The 19,582-nt window shown below is 53.7% G+C and carries 18 protein-coding genes; 6 read left to right on the top strand and 12 right to left on the bottom strand.

Going from position 1 to position 19,582, the window contains the following annotated elements; all coding sequences use genetic code 11:
• Nucleotides 1-89: 89 nt before the first annotated feature.
• The 6 genes from NMUL_RS11285 to NMUL_RS11260 form a co-directional block, all read right to left on the bottom strand.
• A complete protein-coding gene (locus tag NMUL_RS11285) occupies nucleotides 90-467 on the bottom strand; it encodes a hypothetical protein (RefSeq protein WP_011381466.1) in 378 nt (125 codons plus the stop codon).
• A complete protein-coding gene (locus tag NMUL_RS11280; protein WP_011381465.1) occupies nucleotides 464-2,596 on the bottom strand; it encodes an Agd3-related carbohydrate deacetylase in 2,133 nt (710 codons plus the stop codon). The genes NMUL_RS11285 and NMUL_RS11280 overlap by 4 nt, the downstream gene beginning before the upstream one ends.
• Before the next feature lie 328 nt (nucleotides 2,597-2,924).
• Nucleotides 2,925-3,389, bottom strand: a complete 465-nt coding sequence (locus tag NMUL_RS11275; protein ID WP_011381464.1) for a putative molybdenum carrier protein — start codon at nucleotides 3,387-3,389, stop codon at nucleotides 2,925-2,927.
• Nucleotides 3,390-3,394: 5 nt separating this feature from the next.
• Nucleotides 3,395-3,616, bottom strand: a complete 222-nt coding sequence (locus NMUL_RS11270; protein ID WP_011381463.1) for a hypothetical protein — start codon at nucleotides 3,614-3,616, stop codon at nucleotides 3,395-3,397.
• Entirely contained in the window at nucleotides 3,613-3,882 is a 270-nt protein-coding gene (locus NMUL_RS11265; RefSeq protein WP_011381462.1) for a helix-turn-helix domain-containing protein, read from the bottom strand. The genes NMUL_RS11270 and NMUL_RS11265 overlap by 4 nt, the downstream gene beginning before the upstream one ends.
• 153 nt (nucleotides 3,883-4,035) lie before the next feature.
• The gene (locus NMUL_RS11260) at nucleotides 4,036-4,317 is read right to left on the bottom strand and encodes a DUF504 domain-containing protein (protein WP_011381461.1); all 282 of its coding nucleotides are present in this window, start codon (nucleotides 4,315-4,317) and stop codon (nucleotides 4,036-4,038) included.
• A 114-nt stretch (nucleotides 4,318-4,431) separates the two neighbouring features.
• On the opposite strand from NMUL_RS11260, the gene rtcA reads away from it, so the two are divergent.
• The 6 genes from rtcA (at nucleotide 4,432) to NMUL_RS11230 (ending at nucleotide 10,874) form a co-directional block, all read left to right on the top strand.
• Nucleotides 4,432-5,493, top strand: a complete 1,062-nt coding sequence (gene rtcA, locus NMUL_RS11255) for an RNA 3'-terminal phosphate cyclase (protein ID WP_011381460.1) — start codon at nucleotides 4,432-4,434, stop codon at nucleotides 5,491-5,493.
• A gap of 141 nt (nucleotides 5,494-5,634) precedes the next feature.
• Entirely contained in the window at nucleotides 5,635-6,069 is a 435-nt protein-coding gene (locus tag NMUL_RS11250) for a tyrosinase family oxidase copper chaperone (protein ID WP_011381459.1), read from the top strand.
• Between the two features lie 2 nt (nucleotides 6,070-6,071).
• The gene (locus NMUL_RS11245) at nucleotides 6,072-7,559 is read left to right on the top strand and encodes a DVUA0089 family protein (RefSeq protein ID WP_011381458.1); all 1,488 of its coding nucleotides are present in this window, start codon (nucleotides 6,072-6,074) and stop codon (nucleotides 7,557-7,559) included.
• A 47-nt stretch (nucleotides 7,560-7,606) separates the two neighbouring features.
• On the top strand, nucleotides 7,607-7,903 hold the full coding sequence (locus tag NMUL_RS11240) for a hypothetical protein (RefSeq protein WP_011381457.1): 297 nt from the start codon (nucleotides 7,607-7,609) through the stop codon (nucleotides 7,901-7,903).
• 199 nt (nucleotides 7,904-8,102) lie between these two features.
• Nucleotides 8,103-9,704, top strand: a complete 1,602-nt coding sequence (locus NMUL_RS11235) for a hypothetical protein (RefSeq protein WP_104009708.1) — start codon at nucleotides 8,103-8,105, stop codon at nucleotides 9,702-9,704.
• A 204-nt stretch (nucleotides 9,705-9,908) separates the two neighbouring features.
• Entirely contained in the window at nucleotides 9,909-10,874 is a 966-nt protein-coding gene (locus NMUL_RS11230; protein WP_011381455.1) for a YihY/virulence factor BrkB family protein, read from the top strand.
• On the opposite strand, the gene NMUL_RS15005 is transcribed toward NMUL_RS11230, so the two are convergent.
• The 6 genes from NMUL_RS15005 to NMUL_RS11200 all read right to left on the bottom strand — a co-directional run bounded on the left by NMUL_RS15005 (nucleotide 10,853) and on the right by NMUL_RS11200 (nucleotide 19,578).
• The gene (locus tag NMUL_RS15005) at nucleotides 10,853-12,016 is read right to left on the bottom strand and encodes a glycosyltransferase family 4 protein (RefSeq protein WP_011381454.1); all 1,164 of its coding nucleotides are present in this window, start codon (nucleotides 12,014-12,016) and stop codon (nucleotides 10,853-10,855) included. The genes NMUL_RS11230 and NMUL_RS15005 overlap by 22 nt on opposite strands.
• A gap of 1 nt (nucleotide 12,017) precedes the next feature.
• Nucleotides 12,018-12,821: an amidohydrolase family protein gene (locus tag NMUL_RS11220; RefSeq protein WP_011381453.1), complete on the bottom strand. Its 804-nt coding sequence runs from the start codon at nucleotides 12,819-12,821 to the stop codon at nucleotides 12,018-12,020.
• A 6-nt stretch (nucleotides 12,822-12,827) separates the two neighbouring features.
• Nucleotides 12,828-16,709 carry an NAD(P)-binding protein gene (locus NMUL_RS11215; RefSeq protein ID WP_011381452.1) on the bottom strand — a complete coding sequence of 1,294 codons (3,882 nt, stop codon included), beginning with the start codon at nucleotides 16,707-16,709 and terminating at the stop codon, nucleotides 12,828-12,830.
• A 275-nt stretch (nucleotides 16,710-16,984) separates the two neighbouring features.
• Nucleotides 16,985-18,145, bottom strand: coding sequence for a zinc-dependent alcohol dehydrogenase (locus NMUL_RS11210; protein WP_011381451.1), 1,161 nt, complete (start codon nucleotides 18,143-18,145; stop codon nucleotides 16,985-16,987).
• 101 nt (nucleotides 18,146-18,246) lie between these two features.
• Nucleotides 18,247-18,651 (bottom strand): hypothetical protein, encoded by a 405-nt coding sequence (locus NMUL_RS11205; protein WP_104009706.1) that lies wholly within the window; start codon nucleotides 18,649-18,651, stop codon nucleotides 18,247-18,249.
• Nucleotides 18,652-18,771: 120 nt separating this feature from the next.
• The gene (locus NMUL_RS11200) at nucleotides 18,772-19,578 is read right to left on the bottom strand and encodes an inositol monophosphatase family protein (RefSeq protein ID WP_011381449.1); all 807 of its coding nucleotides are present in this window, start codon (nucleotides 19,576-19,578) and stop codon (nucleotides 18,772-18,774) included.
• Nucleotides 19,579-19,582: the final 4 nt, after the last annotated feature.

Genomic DNA, 19,582 nt, shown 5'->3' with positions numbered 1-19,582 from the left:
ACTATGGGGGCACCGAATGAGTAGGAGCGGTTTTTACACGCCGATATTCCCTTGTTCCCACTCCCGATCAGAACGCCCCGGACTGTTTCTCAAAATAAGCAGCAGTATCGAGAACCCGCTTTGGGGTCATCGCCTTGCTCCACGATCATCTTTGCAGTCTCCCTGTAGCCCTTTGCCAGTGATTTTGCCTGTTCCGGAAATAACGGGTCGCACTCCCTCTGTTTGAGATCGTTCATTTGCTGCATCTTTTTTCGATTCTCATCTTCCGCCTGCTCTGTTGTTTTGGCTGTCTCGTCAGTCTTTTCCGCAGCTGCATTTGCCAAATCCGCGGCGTCACCCACACCTGGAAAGGAAAACACAAGCAACAGGGAGAGGAGAATATCGCTCAAGCGAATGCCGCTTATTCCCGGAATTCCTTCTGGTTCCTCCTGACTGCCTACAAAAACCTGGCGGTCGCCAACGTTCATCGAGTCAACCCTCTGTCGACCTCGTACATGGTGGCCTTCGTATCCACGCTGATGTTTCCGATAAGCTGGCCGCCATAAATCTCCCCCCCGGAAAGACCAGTGACACGAAGGTGAGGCACCGCTTTGTTTGCCGACAGAGTAACCCGATTGGTTGTCCGATTCCATATTGCATCGATCTTTGCAGACCTGGCGTTGAGGCTTTCCGCAGTGTGGTCGCCGATTTTATAGTAAGGAAGATTTTTGACCGGCAGGGTGAACAATCCCTCATATTTCGTGAAGACTGCATCGAGCCAATCAAACTGGAGTGTTCTGCCGTTTTCATCATACCGCGCAAGATTCGACTGATGAAAAAAATGCGGCCACCGGCTAAAGCTCAGCATGTGCCGCACTGCGGTATCCGCTTCGATGGCGAGGATTTCGCGGTAGCTCCGGGGAGAGCAAGCCCTTGCCCGCGCCTCGCATGGATTTTGTCCGGCATTGATAAAACGGTAATAATATAAGTAGTTATACTCGTCCTCCAGCTGGGAAGGATTTGTCACGTTATAAAAAATATCGGTTGGCCAGCGTGGCAGCATGAGTCGATCCGTTTTGCTGCCATCCTCATACTGGGTGATATACTGCTCAACGTTTTGAGCTTTTTGTGAGGTATCGGCAGCAAGATATTCCACGCCTGCGGTGGCGGCCGCCTGAAGCAATAGCGGATTGGCGCCGCCTGCATCAAAGGCTATGTCGTCAGCCTGAAGATTGAACATACCCGGGTGTAAGGCAGGGTCATCCGTGCATTTCTGATCTTTCAGGCCGGAATGGGCCCCGGTGATGAGCACGCGATTGTTCTCGCTTCTCTCGGGAAGACCCAGTAGCGCCCACACGTTCTGGTTGGCAGTGATTTCAGCCCTGATTGCCTCTGCACTCGTAAAAGTGCGGTAATCGCAGGGCGCATCAGCCGGAACCGGTGACTTGTCCATATCTGCATGCGTGAAGGTGTGGTTGATGAAGCGAAAATGCGTTTTATTGCCCACTATTGCTGCTACCAGATCATCTTTCCAGTTTGCAGCGAGCGGCATCGCCTGTGGATTCACCACCGCTCCCGCACCATTGAATGCGAAGTCCAGCTTGAAATTCCCCGCTGTCGGATGCGCGACCCGGAGGGCAGCCTGTTTGCCCACTGCATTGGTTATGTCAGCGCCGGTGAGGCGATAAATGCCGTTCTCCTTATCGAGAGCAGGATTCCATTGATTGTTGGTACGAAACAGGTCATCCACATGCGCCGCCAGATGGATGAAGCGCGCACCGATGAAAACGCCTTGGGTCGCCCAGTTGACGAACTCATAAGCCAGAACTTTCGAATGCATAAGGAACGACGCATTCGTAATCGTCGAAATCAGCACTTCGCGCATTGGGCTCTTACGGGCAGGCTTCATGTACCGTATGATGGACAGCAGTGTTTCGCCCTGTCCGGTTCGTAATAGCGGTTCGACATAGGGTATCGAGCCGTCTTTCATCCGGTTCATATCGTTTCGGGGATGGGTCGCAAAGGCAAGGGATGTAATTGGAAGCGGATTATTCCTGTTTACGTATTCAAAGACTTCCTTGCTGTACCTCCCCGGTATTGTCCAGCGCCCATCATAATTGTGTCCGCTTGAGGAGTAGACGAGACCATAATCCAGATAGATGTCGTGCGGCGGCTTCGGATTCGCGTATGTGGCCGGCCACCCTGACAATACCGCTTCCCGGACCCGGAAATTCTTCTCGTAATTGTGCAATATGTCCCATTCGGCCGAGGTGAAGCCTGGGATCAGGTCCGCGTCGGTGAGGATGACTCCATTGTAGTTGCCAACACACCCTGCCTCCTCGGCCTTGCAGGCCGTTCCTTGCGAAGAAGCAGCCAGAAACGCAGGCGTCAGATTCTGCACCCTGGTATTCAGCACGACATATGGAACGCCCATTTCATCGAGGACAGGCTTGATATAGGCCAATCCCAGGTCTTCTGCCACCTCTCCTGTGGAAACGACCAATATTCTCAACTTGACGGCATTATCAGCGCGCACCGGGGCCACGGCAATTATGGTAAGCAGCATGGTTATTGCTGCAAGAAGAAGCTTGCGCTTCATGCCATGATTGCACTTCATGAATGAGGTCTCCTTATCGCAAAACAAGAATGTAACGATTTGACAAATCCTCCTGTTGTTTAAGTTCTCTTCGCAAGTCATCTTCATACACTATCACTGCGCTAAACAACCCTAAGATAGGGCCTGCTGCATGCGGATATATTGAGTTGGGCATTTACAAGCAAGTCTTGAGAAAATGCAAGGCGTGCAGCTCCGAATGGAGCTATTAATTCAGAATTGGTTGAAACAGGAGAACGGGCGTCTATTGGGCATCGCCTGCATTGACTGACTGACGGATCTCCAGATATGGAAATATGAAGGAAAGGTAACCGGAAGATCAAGGTCAGCGCTATTGGCTGAAACCATATTGATGAACTTCATCCAGAACTTCATGAACGAATCGTTCAATACCCGGTGCGCCTGAATTACGGGGGCCGGCAACATTCAATACTCGAATCGGATTCGATTCCAGAAATGCATAGGCTCGCTTGCGCCATTCCTTGCATGGATAAACGTGCAGGCAAGGCCGATTGATTTTATTGGCATATTCTTGCGTAAATAGTGATCCACCTGTCAATTCTTTCGTTGCGGTAATGATAAGCGTGCCATCGCTATCACGTACGTTCCGTTTCGTGCGCTCCTGATAGTTCTGTTCGGGCGTCTCCTGCAAGACGTAACAGCCTGGAATTACCCCATCTTCGGCGCGCCGCCCGGCGGGGCACCATCCCCCGTGCGGGATACGATGAGCAAGGGCCCAGTCCAACGCCGTGCGATCCACGCCTGTTTGTCCCCCTGAAACGATTTTTTGAATCACTGGCTTCAGCCTGTTTTGAGCTTGACCGAAAAATCCGCTATGCCGATTTTGAAGAGCAATTTGGCCGCGGCGTCGAGTGTCTTGAACCCGCGGGTTTCGCGTTTGGAGGTCTCAAGGGGCTGGCCATCGATCACGACCATGTAGCCTGCCGACATCACCGCGTAATGCACCTGTACACGCTTTATTGCATTAGCATTAAGCAGAAGCTTTACTTCGCGCTCTATCATGCTTTCTTTCCTTTTGCCAAAGCACCGGTAAAACCCGACGCAGCGTGTGCTTCAAACAGGTCCGGCTGATCGATCATCACAAGCAAATCGCCCGGTTTCACCTGCAGGAATTTGCAAAGTTTTTCCAATACGACACGATCGAAACTGTTCACGCGGTCGTAGTAGTAGCGATCCAATGTGGCGCGAGCAATACCGGTTCCACGGCACACATCCGCGACCTTGATGCGCTTCGCGCCGAGGATGACAGAAAGTCGACAACTGATCATTTAGTAGTATTATTTGCTCTAGATCGAGCAAATAATACCATTATAGAAGTAAGAGGCGCTAATGACTTAATCAAGCATCACAATGCTACAGTCCCCATCATGCCGGAGAAGAACCATGATGCATGCAAGCCCAAGGCAAGCGGGATGATTCGATCAGGAACGATTGTCCTCTTCATCATTGATCGTCCGTCTATGCCAGATCAATTCGCCGTTCCTGTACACTTCCCTGATCCGGTGAAGGGGGACTTCGCGAGTACGTCCCTCTTGATCGGTAAAGTGGAAAAAGAAATGATCATGGGGCGTGAGTTGCATCTGCTGTAGCGGAACCTGGATAATTTCTCCAGTCTTGCGATCGTAGTATCCGATCACGAAATTACCTTTTCCGAATGACTCATCCCAGCGAATCTGGCTGAGCAAGTCTTGTATGGGAGTCATGAAGCTTCCTTTTCAGGCAGATGCCCAGCCGCGCGGTCATGGGATTCTTGATGCTACATGAATTGTAGGTCGAAAAATCTATTGTTCCCGGCTATATCAACCAAAGAGGTCAGAATGCAGGAAATCGATGGTTCTTATGGAGAAGGTGGCGGCCAGTTGCTCCGCACGTCGGTTGCGCTTGCGGCGATAACGGGACAATCGGTTCGTGTGTACAACATTCGTGCAAAACGTTCCAATCCTGGTCTTGCGCCTCAACATCTGACTGCCGTAAAGGCGGTGGCAGCGCTTTGCAGGGCCCGGACGGAAGGAATGGAAGTCAAATCGCAGGAAATCATTTTTCGCCCTGGCCCGTTACGCGGGGGCGAATATGATTTTCCGATAGGCACGGCAGGCAGTGTTACCTTGGTGCTCCAGGCAGCGCTTCCAGTTGCCTTGGCATGCGGAGAAAAGGTGCGGATGAACATTTCGGGTGGGACCGATGTTCGCGCTGCGCCGCCCCTGGATTACTTCCGCTACGTATTGCTGCCGCTGGTTTATAGCATGGGCGCCAGGGCGAAGATCGAAGTGTTGCTCCGGGGGTATTATCCTCGCGGCGGAGGAAAGGTGGTTGTGGACGTAGAACCTTGCCTGCCTTTGCGTCCGGTGCTCCTGAACGCATCGGAAGGGCTGGAGGGTATAACCGGTTTCGTACACATTTCAAACCTGCCCAAGCACATCATCCACCGCATGGCGAACGGAGCACTGGCGGAACTTTCGACTTTTCCCACCCCAGCTGTTGGCCTGGAAGTATTCGGGAAGGATGACGCGATAGGTGAGGGCGGAGCGGTGCTTTTGACCGCGCACAAGGAGCATAGCCGTCTGGGGGCATCTGCCGTCGCAGAAAGAGGCGTGCCAGCCGAACGCCTCGGTGCTGAGGCGGGGCGGTGCTTGCGCGAGGAAATCCTGTCCGGCGCAACGCTGGATATTCATGCGGCAGACCAAGTATTGATCTACCTCGCGCTGGCGAGCGGCGTATCTTGCTTTCTCACAAGGGAACTCTCCTCCCACGCCGCGACAACCATTTGGCTGCTGGAACAGTTTCTGCCAGTCCGCTTCCAGGTCACACAGGAGGCGCATTTGATTCGCGTCCGCGCAAAGCCGGAATTTAATGGTATGTCAAGCTTTTTGTGGCGATAAGAGGATTTGACGGGGGAAACGTCCTACTACTGTTATTCGAACCGTCCCTGCCTTCCCTTGCCCTGGGCTCCCAAGCCACATGGACCCGGCTTCAACGGGGGCTCCGGTAGAAGTTTGGCGACAGAACCGAGGGTCCAATGCATGCGACATTCTACATCCGGCTTGTTGACGTTCATGCTTTATGTGTTGGCTGCGTCCGCGTTTGGCTCTTCTGGCATTTTTGATGAAAACACCTATATTGAAAACATCAGCTTATCGAGGGGCGAGCATTCAGCTTGGAACAATACCTGTGCGGGGGAGAAAATGGCGGAACAGCGTGAAACTTATAAAGGCCGGGAGATTGTTGTTCGAACGGGGAAAGATGCGCCAGCAGAAGGCGCTGCGGGATTGGAGTCCGGGGGAGCGGGAAGGGCTGCAGGTGGAGAGGCAGTAGACGTGAGGATTGATGGAAAGAACGTTTTCGTCATAAAGAATTCATCCGGCTCGTATATCGCCTCCGGCTTCGCTTTCGATCCGCAACCTTCGCCTATGGACTTGGCGCGGAAAATTATCGATTACCGTGAGGCGGGGAGATAAAAATGGGAACCCGAAAGAATCAATCCACGTTGACAGCCGCGGAGAAGGCGGCCTTTGTTGGGGCGGTAAAAGCACTCAAGGCAAATGGCTCCTATGATGTATTCGTGGCCCAGCACCGTACCGCCTTTCTTGCCGGCGTGAACGATCCGGCACATGGCGGTCCTGCCTTTCTGCCTTGGCACAGGGAGTATCTCCGCCGGTTCGAGCGTGCCCTTCAGCAGATCGATCCCAGTGTTTCCATCCCCTATTGGGACTGGACAGTTGATCGCACGACGAATGCTTCCATCTGGAATGCGAATTTCATGGGTGGAAATGGAACGGGCCCCGGCGGACGCGTGATGACGGGGCCGTTCGCCTTTTCCACGGGAGAGTGGACGCTTACTGTTCTGGACCCCGGTGACACGGATAATTTTCTCACCCGTGCCTTCGGCGCCATGGGAGCGTTGCCCACCCAACAGGGAGTGAATGCCGCCATCAATATCGTGCCCTATGATTCAGCGCCCTGGAATCGTAACAGCAGCATGAATACGAGTTTTCGAAACCATCTCGAGGGGATTATCCACAATCCCGGCCACATGTGGGTAGGCGGCTCGATGATGGCTATGTCCTCCCCCAACGATCCGGTGTTCTGGCTGCATCATTGCAATATCGATCGGTTATGGGCAGTATGGCAGCGGGAAAATCCGGGGCAGAATTATCGTCCGCCGAGCGGCACGGCGGGCGTGGTGAACGGCCATGGACTGGATGACCCGATGCCGCCCTGGAACAACGAAGCTTCGCCGCCTACGCCCCGGGATGTTCTCGATCACCATGCGCTTGGCTACACGTACGATGACGAGGAAGAAGAACCTCCGCAGATCGTACCCCTGACCCTTGATGCGGCTCCGTTTGCCGCTTCCATAGGCCAGGCGGGAGAAGTGGACACATATAGCTTCGTTGCCTCAAGCCAGGGGAATTATATTATCGAAACCGAGGGTTCCACCGATGTAGTGGCCGCCCTGTATGGTCCGGATGATGCCAATGCGCTCGTTGCCGAGGATGACGACAGCGGCGTCGGCCGGAATCCGCGCATTGCACGAGACCTGGCGCCGGGAACATACTATGTTCGCATAAGGCACTATAGCGGCTCATCCACTGGAAGCTACCGTATTTCAGTACGAGGGTCAGGAGGCCCGCAGCCGGGTATCCAGACCATTCAGATAAATGGTCCGGCAGTGCAGGGCACACTCTCCGCCAATGAGAGGGATCTGTACACCTTTACTGTCAGCACGTCCGGCTCCCATACGATAGAAACCGCTGGTAGCACTGATTGCTTCCTCACGTTATTCGGCCCCGACAGCCAGACTGCCGTCATTGCCCAGGATGACGACAGTGGCCCGGGAACCAATTCGCGCATCGTGCAAAACCTCGGGGCCGGTGTCTATTATGTTCAGGTCAGGCATTACAGCCCGACCGGTACAGGGGCGTATAGTGTTTCCGTCAGAACATGAAAGGAAATGCGGGCGGGATTCTCTTGATTTCCTGACGGTTGGCCTCGGTGAAAAGCGTTCTGGCACTCGTCGTTCTTCTTGCCGGCTGCGGCTCGATAATCGCCCCCAAATCCGGCGGAAACGGTGACAGTCCCGGCGTTTATACCATCACAAATTTATATGACGGCAGTCAGGCCTCAAAAGAGCGACTTGCGGAATGGATGGATATCGAGGCGCAAAAGGTATGCCATTCCCCCTATTCACTGATTTCGGAAGAGTCGGTTCCGACCATCAACCGCCTGGGCGAAGCGATATTTTCACGCCTTGTCTGGAAAATCAGGTGCCGGGGGCAGGCGAGCGAATGAGGCGGCAATTGTTGTCAGGAGTTGCCTTCTCGTGCCTGACCTGAAGCAGTCCGATTTACACGATATTCAAAGCGCCTGCCAGCAACCTTCATTTGCTTTCTGAGCCGTTCACAAAATTGCTTCCCGCCCCGTCAGGTCATTCCGCCTGCCCCTATGCTGTCTGATGTATGATGCCATGCTTCGCCTCAACCATACAGCGATGCCAGGCAAACTCCAGAAAACCCTCCCGATAAAAAATCTCCCGCTGATACATCAAATATTGCCCGTATTCGTGCTGGCTGCTTTCGCAGTGCTTGCGTCCTTTCTGTGGCAGGGGCACAAGGGATTCAATCTGTGGGATGAAGGTTACCTATGGTACGGGGCCCAGCGGGTATTGCTGGGGGAGGTACCTCTGCGCGATTTCATGTCCTACGATCCTGGCCGTTATTATTGGTCGGCAGCTCTGATGAGCTTATGGGGCGACAATGGCATCATGGCTTTGCGTGGCGCGGTGGCGGTATTCCAGGCCATAGGCTTGTTCACGGGTCTCCTGCTGATTGCACAAAAAAGCCTCCTGCGCTTCAAGTTCCCGGGTTTTCTCTATCTGCTGCTTTCGGCAATCACTCTCATGGTGTGGATGTATCCGCGCCATAAGCTGTTCGATATTTCCCTGTCCATTCTTCTCGTTGGCGTCTCGAGTTTTCTGGTTCAGCATCCCGCGAGGCTACGCTACTTCGTGTGTGGTCTGGGCATCGGTCTGGTGGCTGTTTTTGGCCGCAATCACGGCCTGTATGGAGCGATGGGCAGCGCCGGAGTGATGGTTTGGTTAGCGATCAATCCCGACAGTAGAAAGGATCAGCCCGGGTTCGTGGAGGGATTATTGCTCTGGGCAGCAGGAGTGGCGGCTGGCTTCACGCCGCTGCTTGCGATGGCGCTGCTTGTGCCTGGTTTTGCTGGCGCATTCTGGGAAAGCATCCGCTTTCTGTCTGAAGTGAAGGCGACCAATCTTTCTCTGCCCGTTCCGTGGCCATGGAAAGTATCCCTGGATTCGATACCGAGCGAGGAAGCAATTCGCGGCGTACTGATCGGCGTGCTCTTCATCGGAATACTGATCTTCAGCCTGGTCGGAGTTGCATGGAGCCTTTTCCAGAAATTTCATAACAAAGCTGTTTCGCCCGTGCTGGTCGCGTCGGTGTTCCTCGGGTTGCCCTATGCGCATTATGCATATTCCCGCGCCGATGTGGGGCACCTTGCCCAGAGCATCTTTCCGTTATTGATCGGCTGCCTCGTACTGTTGGCCGCGCAGCCCCCGAAAATCAAATGGTCTTTCGCAGCGGCGTTATGCATTATGAGTTTGTGGGTGATGCATGCTTTTCATCCGGGCTGGCAATGTCACACCAGTGGCCCATGCAAGGCCATTGAAATTTCGGGTAACCGGCTCATGGTTTTGCCGGAGGTGGAAAGCGACGTTCGTCTGCTCAGGAAACTAGCCAAGGAATATGCGCCAGATGGCGGAAGCTTCGTCGCGACTCCATTCTGGCCTGGCGCCTATCCACTGCTGAATACCAAATCTCCGATGTGGGAGATATATGCTCTTTTTCCCCGAAATGGGGATTTTCAGCAAGAGGAAATCAGGCGCATTGCGGCGGCCAGCCCGGGCTTTGTTCTGATATACGATCTGCCCCTCGATGGGCGGGAGGAATTACGCTTTCGTAACACCCATCCCCTTATTTACCGCTACATCGTCGAATACTTCGATCGGCTGCCTGATCCACCCAACCTTCCCTATCAGATCTATACGAGCAGAAAACCAGCCGGGTAGCGGCTGGCCAAGCGCAAGCCTGTCCGCTCGATCTGTGCATTAGCGTACATACCAATCGAATCGTTTCACCTATTGTAATTCATGATGTTATTTCGGTTCTATGGATGAATTCCAGCTTCCGGCTCGCATTTCTGCCTTAACGCCCCATTTGAACAGAAGCGCAGAGGACAGAAAGGGAAGGAAGGGGAAAAAGAGGAGGACAGAATGAATATCAGGGAGATATGGACTCTCGTCAAAGCTTCTTTTTCGTCGTGGGTGGATGACTATGCGCCGAGCATGGGCGCGGCGTTGGCCTACTATACTCTGTTTTCGATCGCCCCACTTTTGCTGATCGTTATTTCAACTGCAGGACTTATTTTCGGCGAAGAAGCAGTGCGTGGGGAAATCTTTGGACAATTACGCGACTTGATGGGTGATCAAGGGGCGGCCGCGGTGGAAGGCTTGCTGGCAAGCGTCAGCAAACCGGAAGAGGGGGCGGCAGGCGCAGTGGTCGGAACAGTTTTGCTCCTGGTCGGTGCGACGACGGTATTTGGCGAGTTGCAGAACGCGTTCGACCGTATTTGGCGCGCCCCCGTCAAAGACAAGAACGACAAGAACGGCGGGATATGGGAACTCATCAGGACCAGATTGCTATCGTTTGGAATAATCCTGGGAATAGGCTTCCTGATGATGGTATCCCTTGTTTTCAATGCCGCCGTGTCCGCGTTGGGAAAGTGGTGGGGCGGATTTTTCTCCGGGCTTGAAGTTCTGGTAACGAGCCTGAATTTCATATTCAGCTTTGTTTTTACCACCGCTGTTTTCGCGATGCTTTATAAATTTATGCCCAAAGTGAAAATCCAGTGGAGGGATGTGGGGGCCGGGGCGGTTGTTACGGCGCTGCTCTTTACCATCGGTAAGATTCTGATCGGTCTTTACATTGGAAAAAGCGCCATCAGTTCCGGATTCGGCGCAGCAGGGTCGCTGGTTGTCGTGTTGGTATGGGTTTACTACTCGGCTCAGATTTTTTTACTCGGTGCTGAGTTTACCTGGGTATATTCTCATGCTCGAGGATCGCGAAAAAACCAGGAGATTCCGTCCAAAACCCCCTCTACTATCCCGTCAGCGGCAGGGAAGGTTGGAGCAATGGACGCCTCTCTCCCGGAGAACCATCAGGAACGCGCTTTTCGATAGCCTTTTGTCGTATCCGCATCGCTTCCTTTGATACCCCCTTGGGTAAGAGATCGCAATAATTGTGCAGTTTGAGCGACGATATCACTTAGGTCGAATTTTTCTTCGGCCCGTTTTCGGGCTGCTGCTCCCATCTGGATACGGGTCGAATTGTCGGTCATCAAAGTGATGACATCGTTTGCCAGTCCTTCCGTATCTCCCGGACCTTTCAGCAATCCGGTTCCGCCTACCTCGACAATATCGACCACCCCCCCGACATTCGTGGCCACCACCGGGAGGCCTGACGCCATCGCTTCTACTATTACAAGTGGCATCGCTTCGGAATATGAAGTCGACACGACGAGATCGAGGCAGGGATAGATTTTTGTGATGTCTCTCTGCAGTCCGACTATATGGATGTGGTCCTTCAGGCCATACTCGTCGATTTCCTTCTGGAGCTCCCGCCGCATCGGCCCTTCGCCCACCAGTACGAAGTGGCAATTCTTCAATTTCCTTTGTGCTATCCGCGCCACCTGAACAAATACTCCCGGTCCCTTTTCGGGCGAGAGGCGTCCAATGAAGCCTACGAGAGGCGTTTCTGGCGGGATCTTGATCAAGGAATGAAGGTAATTCGACTTGGGGGCCGGTTGAAAGATCTTTGTATCGATTCCATTCGGAATAAAACGTAGTTTTGTGCTCGGTACGCCGAGGGTCAAAGCATGGAAGTAGGCGGTTTTTGCAACCACGTTGATATGGGTATTCATGAGCTTGTGCACTTCAAAATCGCGCATGCTCAGGTAGCGTCCGTGAATAGTGGACACAGCTGGCGTGTCGGTCAACCTGCTCAGAATACCTGCAAGTGAGTGTGCATTGGGAAGGTGTGCATGAATGACGTCGATCGCATCAGTCCGGATCAGGCTGGAGCCCAGCAGGACAGCCTGCCAGTCGGGCTCATCCGTGATGGGCGTGATGTGAACGCTGCAACCGATGCTGCGTAATTGGGATGCGAGTTTGCCTTCCGCCACACAGAGGCAGGTGACCCGAAAAGAGTCCTGGGGAAGCCGCTCGAGCAACCTCAAGACGTAAGTTTCCATTCCACCGACAATGGAAGCCCCTATGATCTCAAGAAGATTGACAGGCCGTTCGGCGGTTGAAATGATTTTCACGTCAGTTTATCCCCAACCAGGCTGCGGCTGTCCCTCCCATGATCCGGTCGCGACTGGATTTGTCCACTTCGAGACGTTCCAGCAGCATCAACACCTCGTCAATTCGGCTTTTTATCAAATCCGCGCTACAGGGCAAGAACACATCGCTGCCGAATTGCAATAAATCGGGCGTGAGGACGTCGATTGCTTTTCTGAGAACTTCAAGGCGGTAAACGGGGGGGGCGCCAAAGGAAATGTCGAAGCGAAACTGGCTGTTATCGGGCGGCACTCCGTTGATGAGGTCTATGAGACCTACCGCATTCGCCTCATCTGACCAGGGCCACCCTAGGTGAGCGAGGGTAACGCGCAAGTCAGGATAATCGCGTATCGCTTCGTAAAAGCTGGGGCGGCAGAAACGCCCCGATTTTCCATCGATGAAAATCCCGCTGTGGAACAGGATTGGAATTTTGAGGCGGGCTGCTGTTTCATAAACATCCCGTGCACAGTCGTCATAAGGATACCATCCGGCTGGCACCATTTTGAGTCCATGGAGCCCCAGTTCATGGGCGCTCACAAGATCCTGGCATGCTCCTTCTAACGAAGGGTTGATTACCGCAAAGCCGATCAGCCGGTCGGTGTGATGGCCTATCAGCCGGGAAAGGTACTGGTTGGCCGATCTCAACGACGCACTGTCGTGCATGGAATACGGGCCGCTCAAAAATGGCGCAAGCACAACGGCCTTGTCCACTTGCGCCTGATCCAATGCCTGTAGAACGTCATCTACTTTTTCGTCTCCTGAACAATGAATATGAGCGTCTATTATCATGCCTGATCACACTGCGGTTTTGTCGGCAATATGTTCTTCGCCGTCAATGAGTTCATCGATAACTTCTGCTGCCTTTTTTCCTGCCAGGAAAGCATGATCGGAGTTGTAATATTCCCACTCACTGTAGCGTCCGGCCAGGATAATATCGCGCTCCGAAAGCCATTGCCGGATGGTTTCAACGCTCTGCTTTCTCGCGTGGTCATATACTACATACGCGTACGGCATATCTACCAGATTGGCCGTAATCAATTTATCGTCCCGCGTAAATAAACCCACCTTGATGCAGTCTTCCACGCATCGGTCGATCAACTCCTGGCCGTCGAGTGGGAGAGGTTTGACCGGCGAGTAGGATATCTCGCAGGTGAGCCCGAATCCGCCCGGGGGATTGCAGGCAGGACTGGCATTCCCCTGGAGAAAAACCCGATGGAAGATGGTGTCTTCCGGATAATAGATCCAGTGCTTGTCTGAAATGTTTTCCCTGCCGATACCCAGGTTGACGCAGCGTACTGAAACGTGGCGCAATGCGGCTGCCGCTTTTTTGATGGGGGGAGGCGCTTCATCCCCCATGCTGCGGATCAGCTCGGGTAGGGGTATCGTGCTGAGCAGATACTGATAGCGGTAGCGCCTTCCATCCGCCAATGTAATCAAGTGTTGATCCGGTGAAATGCGGGCGACCTCTGTATTCAGCTCAATGGCGCCTTTGATGTGGGGAACAAAGCCAGACATCATGGCCTGAAATCCCCCTCGGAGAGGGTAACCGAAGCGCGCATTGGGGCCCATCGGTTTGGCGACAGGCCGTAATGCGCCTTCTATGATTTCCTCCAGATCAGGCAGGGGTACGCGGCCCCCAAGCCAGGAAGTTTCCATTTCGGTCAGTGGAACTGTCCAGAGTTTTCTGTTGTAAGGTATCGCAAAATGTTTCGCGATACCTGCTCCCCACACCCGATAGATGAACTCTTCGAAGTTCTCGGCTTTGCTTCTGTCAACCATGCCTTCGGCCCCTCGTACTTCGCCGGACCCGGGGACTATACTCCCGGTCCCATCGGCGCAGCAGTCCGATACAACGGTAGCGGCCCCGTCCATACCCTGGCAGGTTCCTTCCATTGATTTTGCTTGAGGAGTCTTTAATGTGCCGTAGCGCGCTTCCATCGCTCCCACAATGCATTCCTTGATGACATCGGCGGGCAGACCATAGAGGGCGCCCTGAAACGGATAGCGGGTATGAATGCCTTTGCTGTAAACCCAGGCTTCACGGTCCTGCCAATGAACGTTATTGCCGAGCAGAATCTTGTAGAGCTGATGCACATAGGGGTCGTTTGAAAACATGATGTGACCGGCGTGATCAAAGGTGAAACCTTTGTCTTCAATCGAGCGGCACCATCCGCCGACAACCGAATTCTTGTCCAGCAGCAGCGTCTCTTCGTCAAGGTGATAAGCAGCACTCAATCCGGTCGGCCCCGCTCCGATAATGACAACCTTTCTGTTTTCGGCAGGAGTAGATTCCAGGTTCCCAGGAATGAGGGACTCGGGTTCCATGAACCGGCGTACACCCCTCGTTGATCCTTCGTTCTGCAGCACGGCAACCTGCATGAGTTCATGCATTTTTTCCGCAGTTGTATTCCAGGAGGTTGCCGATACCATTTCCCGCATTCTCATAATCGTTTGCGTATTGTCTTCGGGGGTGGTCAGCAACGCGTTCTCGCAGGCCCGGATGAAAGCCTGCGGGGTATCTGCAATCGATACGGCTTCCCCATACAGTTCCACTACATCCGCAACGGGTGTACTGATTACAGGCAATTCGGCAGCCATATACTCCAGCGTCTTGGTCGGGCTGATGAAGCGTGTGGATTCATTCAAGGCAAAAGGCAGCAAACATACGTTCCAGCCAGCCAGAAAATGCGGAAGGGCCTTATAGGGCTGCTGGCCCAGGTAGTGAATGTTATGCCGTCGGGGCAACGCGCTCCGGCTGATCTTCGCGACGGGCCCGACCAGCACGATCTGCCATTGCGGGTGCGCCTCCGCCAGACGATCGATGAGTTCCAGATCAATTCGCTCGTCTATCACGCCATAGTAGCCGAGCCGGGGGCCGGGTATGTCCTCCTGGGCCGGGTGGTGATTGCTCCGGTCCCTTGCTTGTTCAAAATGTACGATATCTACACTGCTGGGAAAGCAATGCACGTTCGGATGGCGTGCCCGCTTTGCGCGGTAGAGGCTTGGCCCGCCGGTAAAAACGAGGTCCGCAATTCTCAGCAACGCATTTTCCCGTTGAAGCATTTGCTTGGGTGAATTCTTGAAAGAGGCGAGTTCGTCCATGCAATCATAAATAACCAGGGAGGGTTGCAGCTCCTGCAGCAGCGGCAGCGCCATGGGCGTATAAAACCAGGCGATGTGCTCTTCTTCCAGAACGACAAATTGCTGCATCAATCTGATCAGATGCGGCAGTTGTTCATCATGGAAACCTGCTGCGGCGACCGGTGTGCGAGGCTTCACCACGGTAATGTTCGGCACCGGCTGGGAGTATTCGAGGAAGCTGTCGTGCTGGTGCAGAATCGGCTCTTCAATGAAAACAATCTTGTAGTTTTCAGCAAGCCGGGAGAGAAGATGTTGGGGGCGTTGATATACAAAGTCCCAGCGCAGATGGGAAAAAACAATAATTGTCGTCATTGGGATTCCTAGAGTGTTGGATGGGGTTTGAATTGAAAGGCAATGTGAAAAAAGATTATGAGTCAGTCGTTGAGCATCTCTTAAACCAGCGGCATATGTCTGCGATAAAACCCGCTGGTACCGTGTTTCTTCTTTTTCCCCCTCGATATTTACTTCCCATAGACCGCTTTTATGCCAATGTTCCGGGTTATCCCAATCTGGTCGATCAACGATGGGATACAGACAGATTCCGTGCAGGTCCACCCCAGACTGTTGAGCTATTACCGCGTGCTGCGCCACTTCCTTGATCCACGCACCCCTGCCACTTCCGACATGGCTGGTTTCCGAAATTAAAACAGGCCGGTGATAACGGCGATAAACCTCGTTTAGAAGGTCATAGAATGGAACACGGCGGGGATGATCGAGGTGCCAGAAGAGAGGAAGGCCTGCCTCCCATTTGTCGCTGCTAGATTCCCATTGGTTGCTGTGATAGTAGTTCACTCCGATCAGGTCCAGAAAATGCGGCGCGCCCCCCAACTCAGGCTCCAGGCGTCCGCAGAGCATGTCCCAGGCTTCGAACTGGGATTGCCTGTACATCTCTGCGTGATCCTCAAGGTCAGGCCGGTCATCAGGAGCAACGACGTGTATCAGCGGCTCGCAATGAAGAATGCGGGCGGAAGGATTGATTTTCCAGATTTCCTCGCAGCCTTTCATCGTTGCTCGCACCAGCTGCCGCTTTAACTCCGCTCCGTCGTCGTCATGTGGATTGGCGCACATGAAGCGATTTCTCACAGATACCCAGCTGGTGAAGGAGATTTCGTTAATCGGGGTGTAGATGGAAACAACGTCGTTGTTCGAAAATGATTCAAGATATTCCACCGTTCGAGAACAAAACAGCGAAAACCGGTCAATGAAATCAGCCGAATAGGGATCGATCTCATCTGGCCAACCGTAATGACATAACGTCCATATGACCTGTAGGCCACAGTCTCGAGCCGCGTGGGCACGTAGTTCGACAGACGAAAAATCGAAGCCCCCCTCTTTTTCCACTGACCGCCAACCCACGCTTTCGCGGACCGTTCCGATCCCAAAATCCTGCAGTAGCGAATAATCGTGATATGCCAGATCAGCATGCTGCGTGGCGTGATTCATGGATAAAGGCAAGCCCTCACCATTGATGTGGTCCGCCCCTTCATAGCCTGCCTGCCAAAAAGAAAGGAATATTTTGTTATTGATTGCGTTCATCGACCACTGGCCTGGAGCAAACTGTCGGGAGGCGCGCGAACCGATAAGGATGCTTTTCGCATTCTTGTTACTCGGCCAGCGCAGATGGTTGCCGCTATGATCGGGGTTTTTAGAGGAAGCTACTGTGCGATAACGAACAGTCCACTCACTACTCGTACAACATCTTCAGTTCTATTGTGAGCTCATCTCCACCTTGCGACTACCCGGGACAAACGGTCAGGTAAGGCTGGACGAAAGCTCAGGACGAGAACTTGGGGCTCTTCGATGTATGGGGGTCAGGGGGTCAGGACAACCTTGCGGCAGTCGTCTTCTTTTTTTTCGAAGATTTTATATGCGCTAGCTGCTTCAGCAAGCGGCATCCGGTGACTGATAATGACATCCGGTTGTAGCTTTCCGGATTCGACATGCTCCAGCAGTTCGGGGAGGAAGCGCTGGACATGAGTTTGCCCCATTCTGAAGGTCACGCCTTTCTCGAAAGCATCACCGAAAAGGAAGGCATGGATAAAACCGGCATATACTCCCGGCACGCTGATTGTGCCGCCCCGCCTTACTGCTGCGATGCATTGGCGCAAGGCCACGCCGCTGCTGCCTTCCAGTTTCAGGTTGGTCATGACGGTTTCCAGCGCGCTGCCTTTGGCCTCAAATCCTATTGCATCGATGGCCGCATCGACACCTCTATAAGAAGTTTTCTCGACAATGACCTCGGCAGGGTCGACCTCATCGAAATTGAGGGGGATAACGTCATATGTTTGGCGGGCAAATTCGAGTCGATACGGATGATGGTCGACCATGAAAATCGTTTCCGCTCCCAGAAGCCGCGCGCAAGCCGCCGACATCAGTCCCACCGGACCGGCGCCAAAAATCACAACGCTGGAACCGGGGCCTATCTCTGCATTCAGTACAGCCTGGTAACCGGTAGGCAGAATATCACTCAGGAACAGGACTTTCTCATCCGGAAGCGTTTCAGGGATCTTGATGGGGCCTACATTCGCCTTCGGCACTCTTACATATTCAGCCTGGCCGCCCGGCACTCCCCCATACAGGTGCGTATAGCCAAAGAACGCTGCGCCTGAACGCACGTTTTTTTTGTTCATGATTGCGCCACGATCCGGGTTGGTCGTTTCACAAGCGGCGTACAATTGCCTCTCGCAGAAGAAGCATTGTCCGCAGGCGATGACGAAGGGGACCACCACCCGGTCGCCCTTTCGCAACGCTGTAACCTCCGGGCCCGCGTCGACGACTGTTCCCATAAACTCATGGCCGAGTATGTCGCCATTCTTGAGTTCCGGCATTTTGCCCCGGTACAGATGCAAGTCGGAGCCACAGATCGCAGTAGCAGTTATTTTTAGAACAATATCGTCCGGTTCCTGAAGTATCGGGTCGGGTACGGTATCCACGCGAACGTCGTAACTTCCATGATAAGTGAGTGCGCGCATTGGTTTCTCCTCTGAAGGGCGAGTGGCGGTTTAACAGACAGGCGGGACAATATTGGCTCGAGGATGCTGATCCTCGAGCCAGATTTACCTCGCTATCTCAGCTAAGGGGAACTTTGCGGTATCGTGGTAGCTTCTTCCGGACTTATTATTCCGTTTCGATCCACGTCCGCCCCTTCCCGATTTGCACGATTGAGTCTTTCCTTCATCGGGTCGCGTCCGTTCATCAAGCCGCTGGGTGGAGGGCCGGACTGCACCGGACCGATCTGGTTGGGCGCAAGCGGTGGCGGCGAATCGTTTTGCCTCATCGAGGGTTTCGGCGGCATGGGAGGGGAGGGGGGTGGCTGCCCGATGATGTAACCGCCCCCGGGCGACATTCCCTGCCCGGGGGGTTGACCGACGATGGAACCGCCCGGACCCGGCGTAGTCTGCGCCTGGATTGCCACTGGTGCCAGGAAAACCGTGCCCGCCAGGAGCAAGGATTGAGTCGCAAATTTTGAAGGTTTCATGGTTGCTCCCATAATGGTTGCAGGAAACAAACGACCGATCGGAAACGGGATTCTAAAACGGGATTCTATTTTGGGAAGATAGGATTCTCGGTGCGGAATCGCACTAACAGCATGAGTGAACTACCGGGTGATTGAATCTGCCGAGAGCGAACTGCGTAGCACCTCTATTGCCGCGTTCAACAGGGATTCAGTGGAAGCGGCAATGACCCGGCCATCCGAATTCAAGGTAAGGGGTTTTCCTGTCCAGTCTGTAATCTGCCCGCCCGCACCGTTAATTATCGGTATGAGCGGCAGGTAATCGCAAGGCTCCAGGTTGTCCTCGATTACCAGGTCGCAATAGCCGGAGGCGAGCAAGCCGTATGCATAGCAGTCGCAGACAGGACGAGTGATGGCAGCGACGCGGTACAATGTCTCGATCCCTGCATATTTCTCATCGGAATCGGCTCCCGACGAGGCTGCGATATAAAGCCGGGCTGCGTCAATGGAGCGGCAGCCGCTGACATTCGCCTGGCCGTTGCTGATCCCGTCCGTGAATGTTGTCCTTCTGCCCGTCCCACCCCATCGCTCTCCCATTGCAGGAAGATCGACCAGTCCGGCGATAGGCTGGCCGTCATCCAGTAGTCCAATGAGGGTGCCGAACAGGGGATTCCCCATTGTAAAGCTCTTCGTCCCGTCAATCGGGTCCAGGATCCAGCTATAGCGCCCCCCGGGAATGCAGTCATATTCTTCCCCGATAATGCCATGGTCCGGATATCGACTGCGTATGACGCTACGGAGCGTACTTTCGATCTTGCAATCTGCAATCGTCACGGGACTCGTGTCTTTCTTCCAGCAGATATCCATGGAAGTACGGAAATATCGTAGCGCGATGGACCGGGACACATCAGCCAGGTGTTGGGCGAATTCTAACGCTTCCTCTTGATCCATCAGG

Origin of the sequence: Nitrosospira multiformis ATCC 25196, assembly GCF_000196355.1 — a bacterium.
Lineage (GTDB): Bacteria > Pseudomonadota > Gammaproteobacteria > Burkholderiales > Nitrosomonadaceae > Nitrosospira > Nitrosospira multiformis.
The sequence above is the reverse complement of the archived record's forward strand: the minus strand, read 5'-3'. Positions and strand labels throughout refer to the sequence as shown.

Coding starts and splice junctions, on each gene's coding strand:
- NMUL_RS11285 (WP_011381466.1), bottom strand. CDS start 467: ATGAACGTTGGCGACCGCCAGGTTTTTGTAGGCAGTCAGGAGGAACCA.
- NMUL_RS11280 (WP_011381465.1), bottom strand. CDS start 2,596: ATGAAGTGCAATCATGGCATGAAGCGCAAGCTTCTTCTTGCAGCAATA.
- NMUL_RS11270 (WP_011381463.1), bottom strand. CDS start 3,616: ATGATAGAGCGCGAAGTAAAGCTTCTGCTTAATGCTAATGCAATAAAG.
- NMUL_RS11265 (WP_011381462.1), bottom strand. CDS start 3,882: ATGATCAGTTGTCGACTTTCTGTCATCCTCGGCGCGAAGCGCATCAAG.
- NMUL_RS11260 (WP_011381461.1), bottom strand. CDS start 4,317: ATGACTCCCATACAAGACTTGCTCAGCCAGATTCGCTGGGATGAGTCA.
- rtcA (WP_011381460.1), top strand. CDS start 4,432: ATGCAGGAAATCGATGGTTCTTATGGAGAAGGTGGCGGCCAGTTGCTC.
- NMUL_RS11250 (WP_011381459.1), top strand. CDS start 5,635: ATGCGACATTCTACATCCGGCTTGTTGACGTTCATGCTTTATGTGTTG.
- NMUL_RS11245 (WP_011381458.1), top strand. CDS start 6,072: ATGGGAACCCGAAAGAATCAATCCACGTTGACAGCCGCGGAGAAGGCG.
- NMUL_RS11235 (WP_104009708.1), top strand. CDS start 8,103: ATGCCAGGCAAACTCCAGAAAACCCTCCCGATAAAAAATCTCCCGCTG.
- NMUL_RS11230 (WP_011381455.1), top strand. CDS start 9,909: ATGAATATCAGGGAGATATGGACTCTCGTCAAAGCTTCTTTTTCGTCG.
- NMUL_RS11220 (WP_011381453.1), bottom strand. CDS start 12,821: ATGATAATAGACGCTCATATTCATTGTTCAGGAGACGAAAAAGTAGAT.
- NMUL_RS11215 (WP_011381452.1), bottom strand. CDS start 16,709: ATGAACGCAATCAATAACAAAATATTCCTTTCTTTTTGGCAGGCAGGC.
- NMUL_RS11210 (WP_011381451.1), bottom strand. CDS start 18,145: ATGCGCGCACTCACTTATCATGGAAGTTACGACGTTCGCGTGGATACC.
- NMUL_RS11205 (WP_104009706.1), bottom strand. CDS start 18,651: ATGAAACCTTCAAAATTTGCGACTCAATCCTTGCTCCTGGCGGGCACG.
- NMUL_RS11200 (WP_011381449.1), bottom strand. CDS start 19,578: ATGGATCAAGAGGAAGCGTTAGAATTCGCCCAACACCTGGCTGATGTG.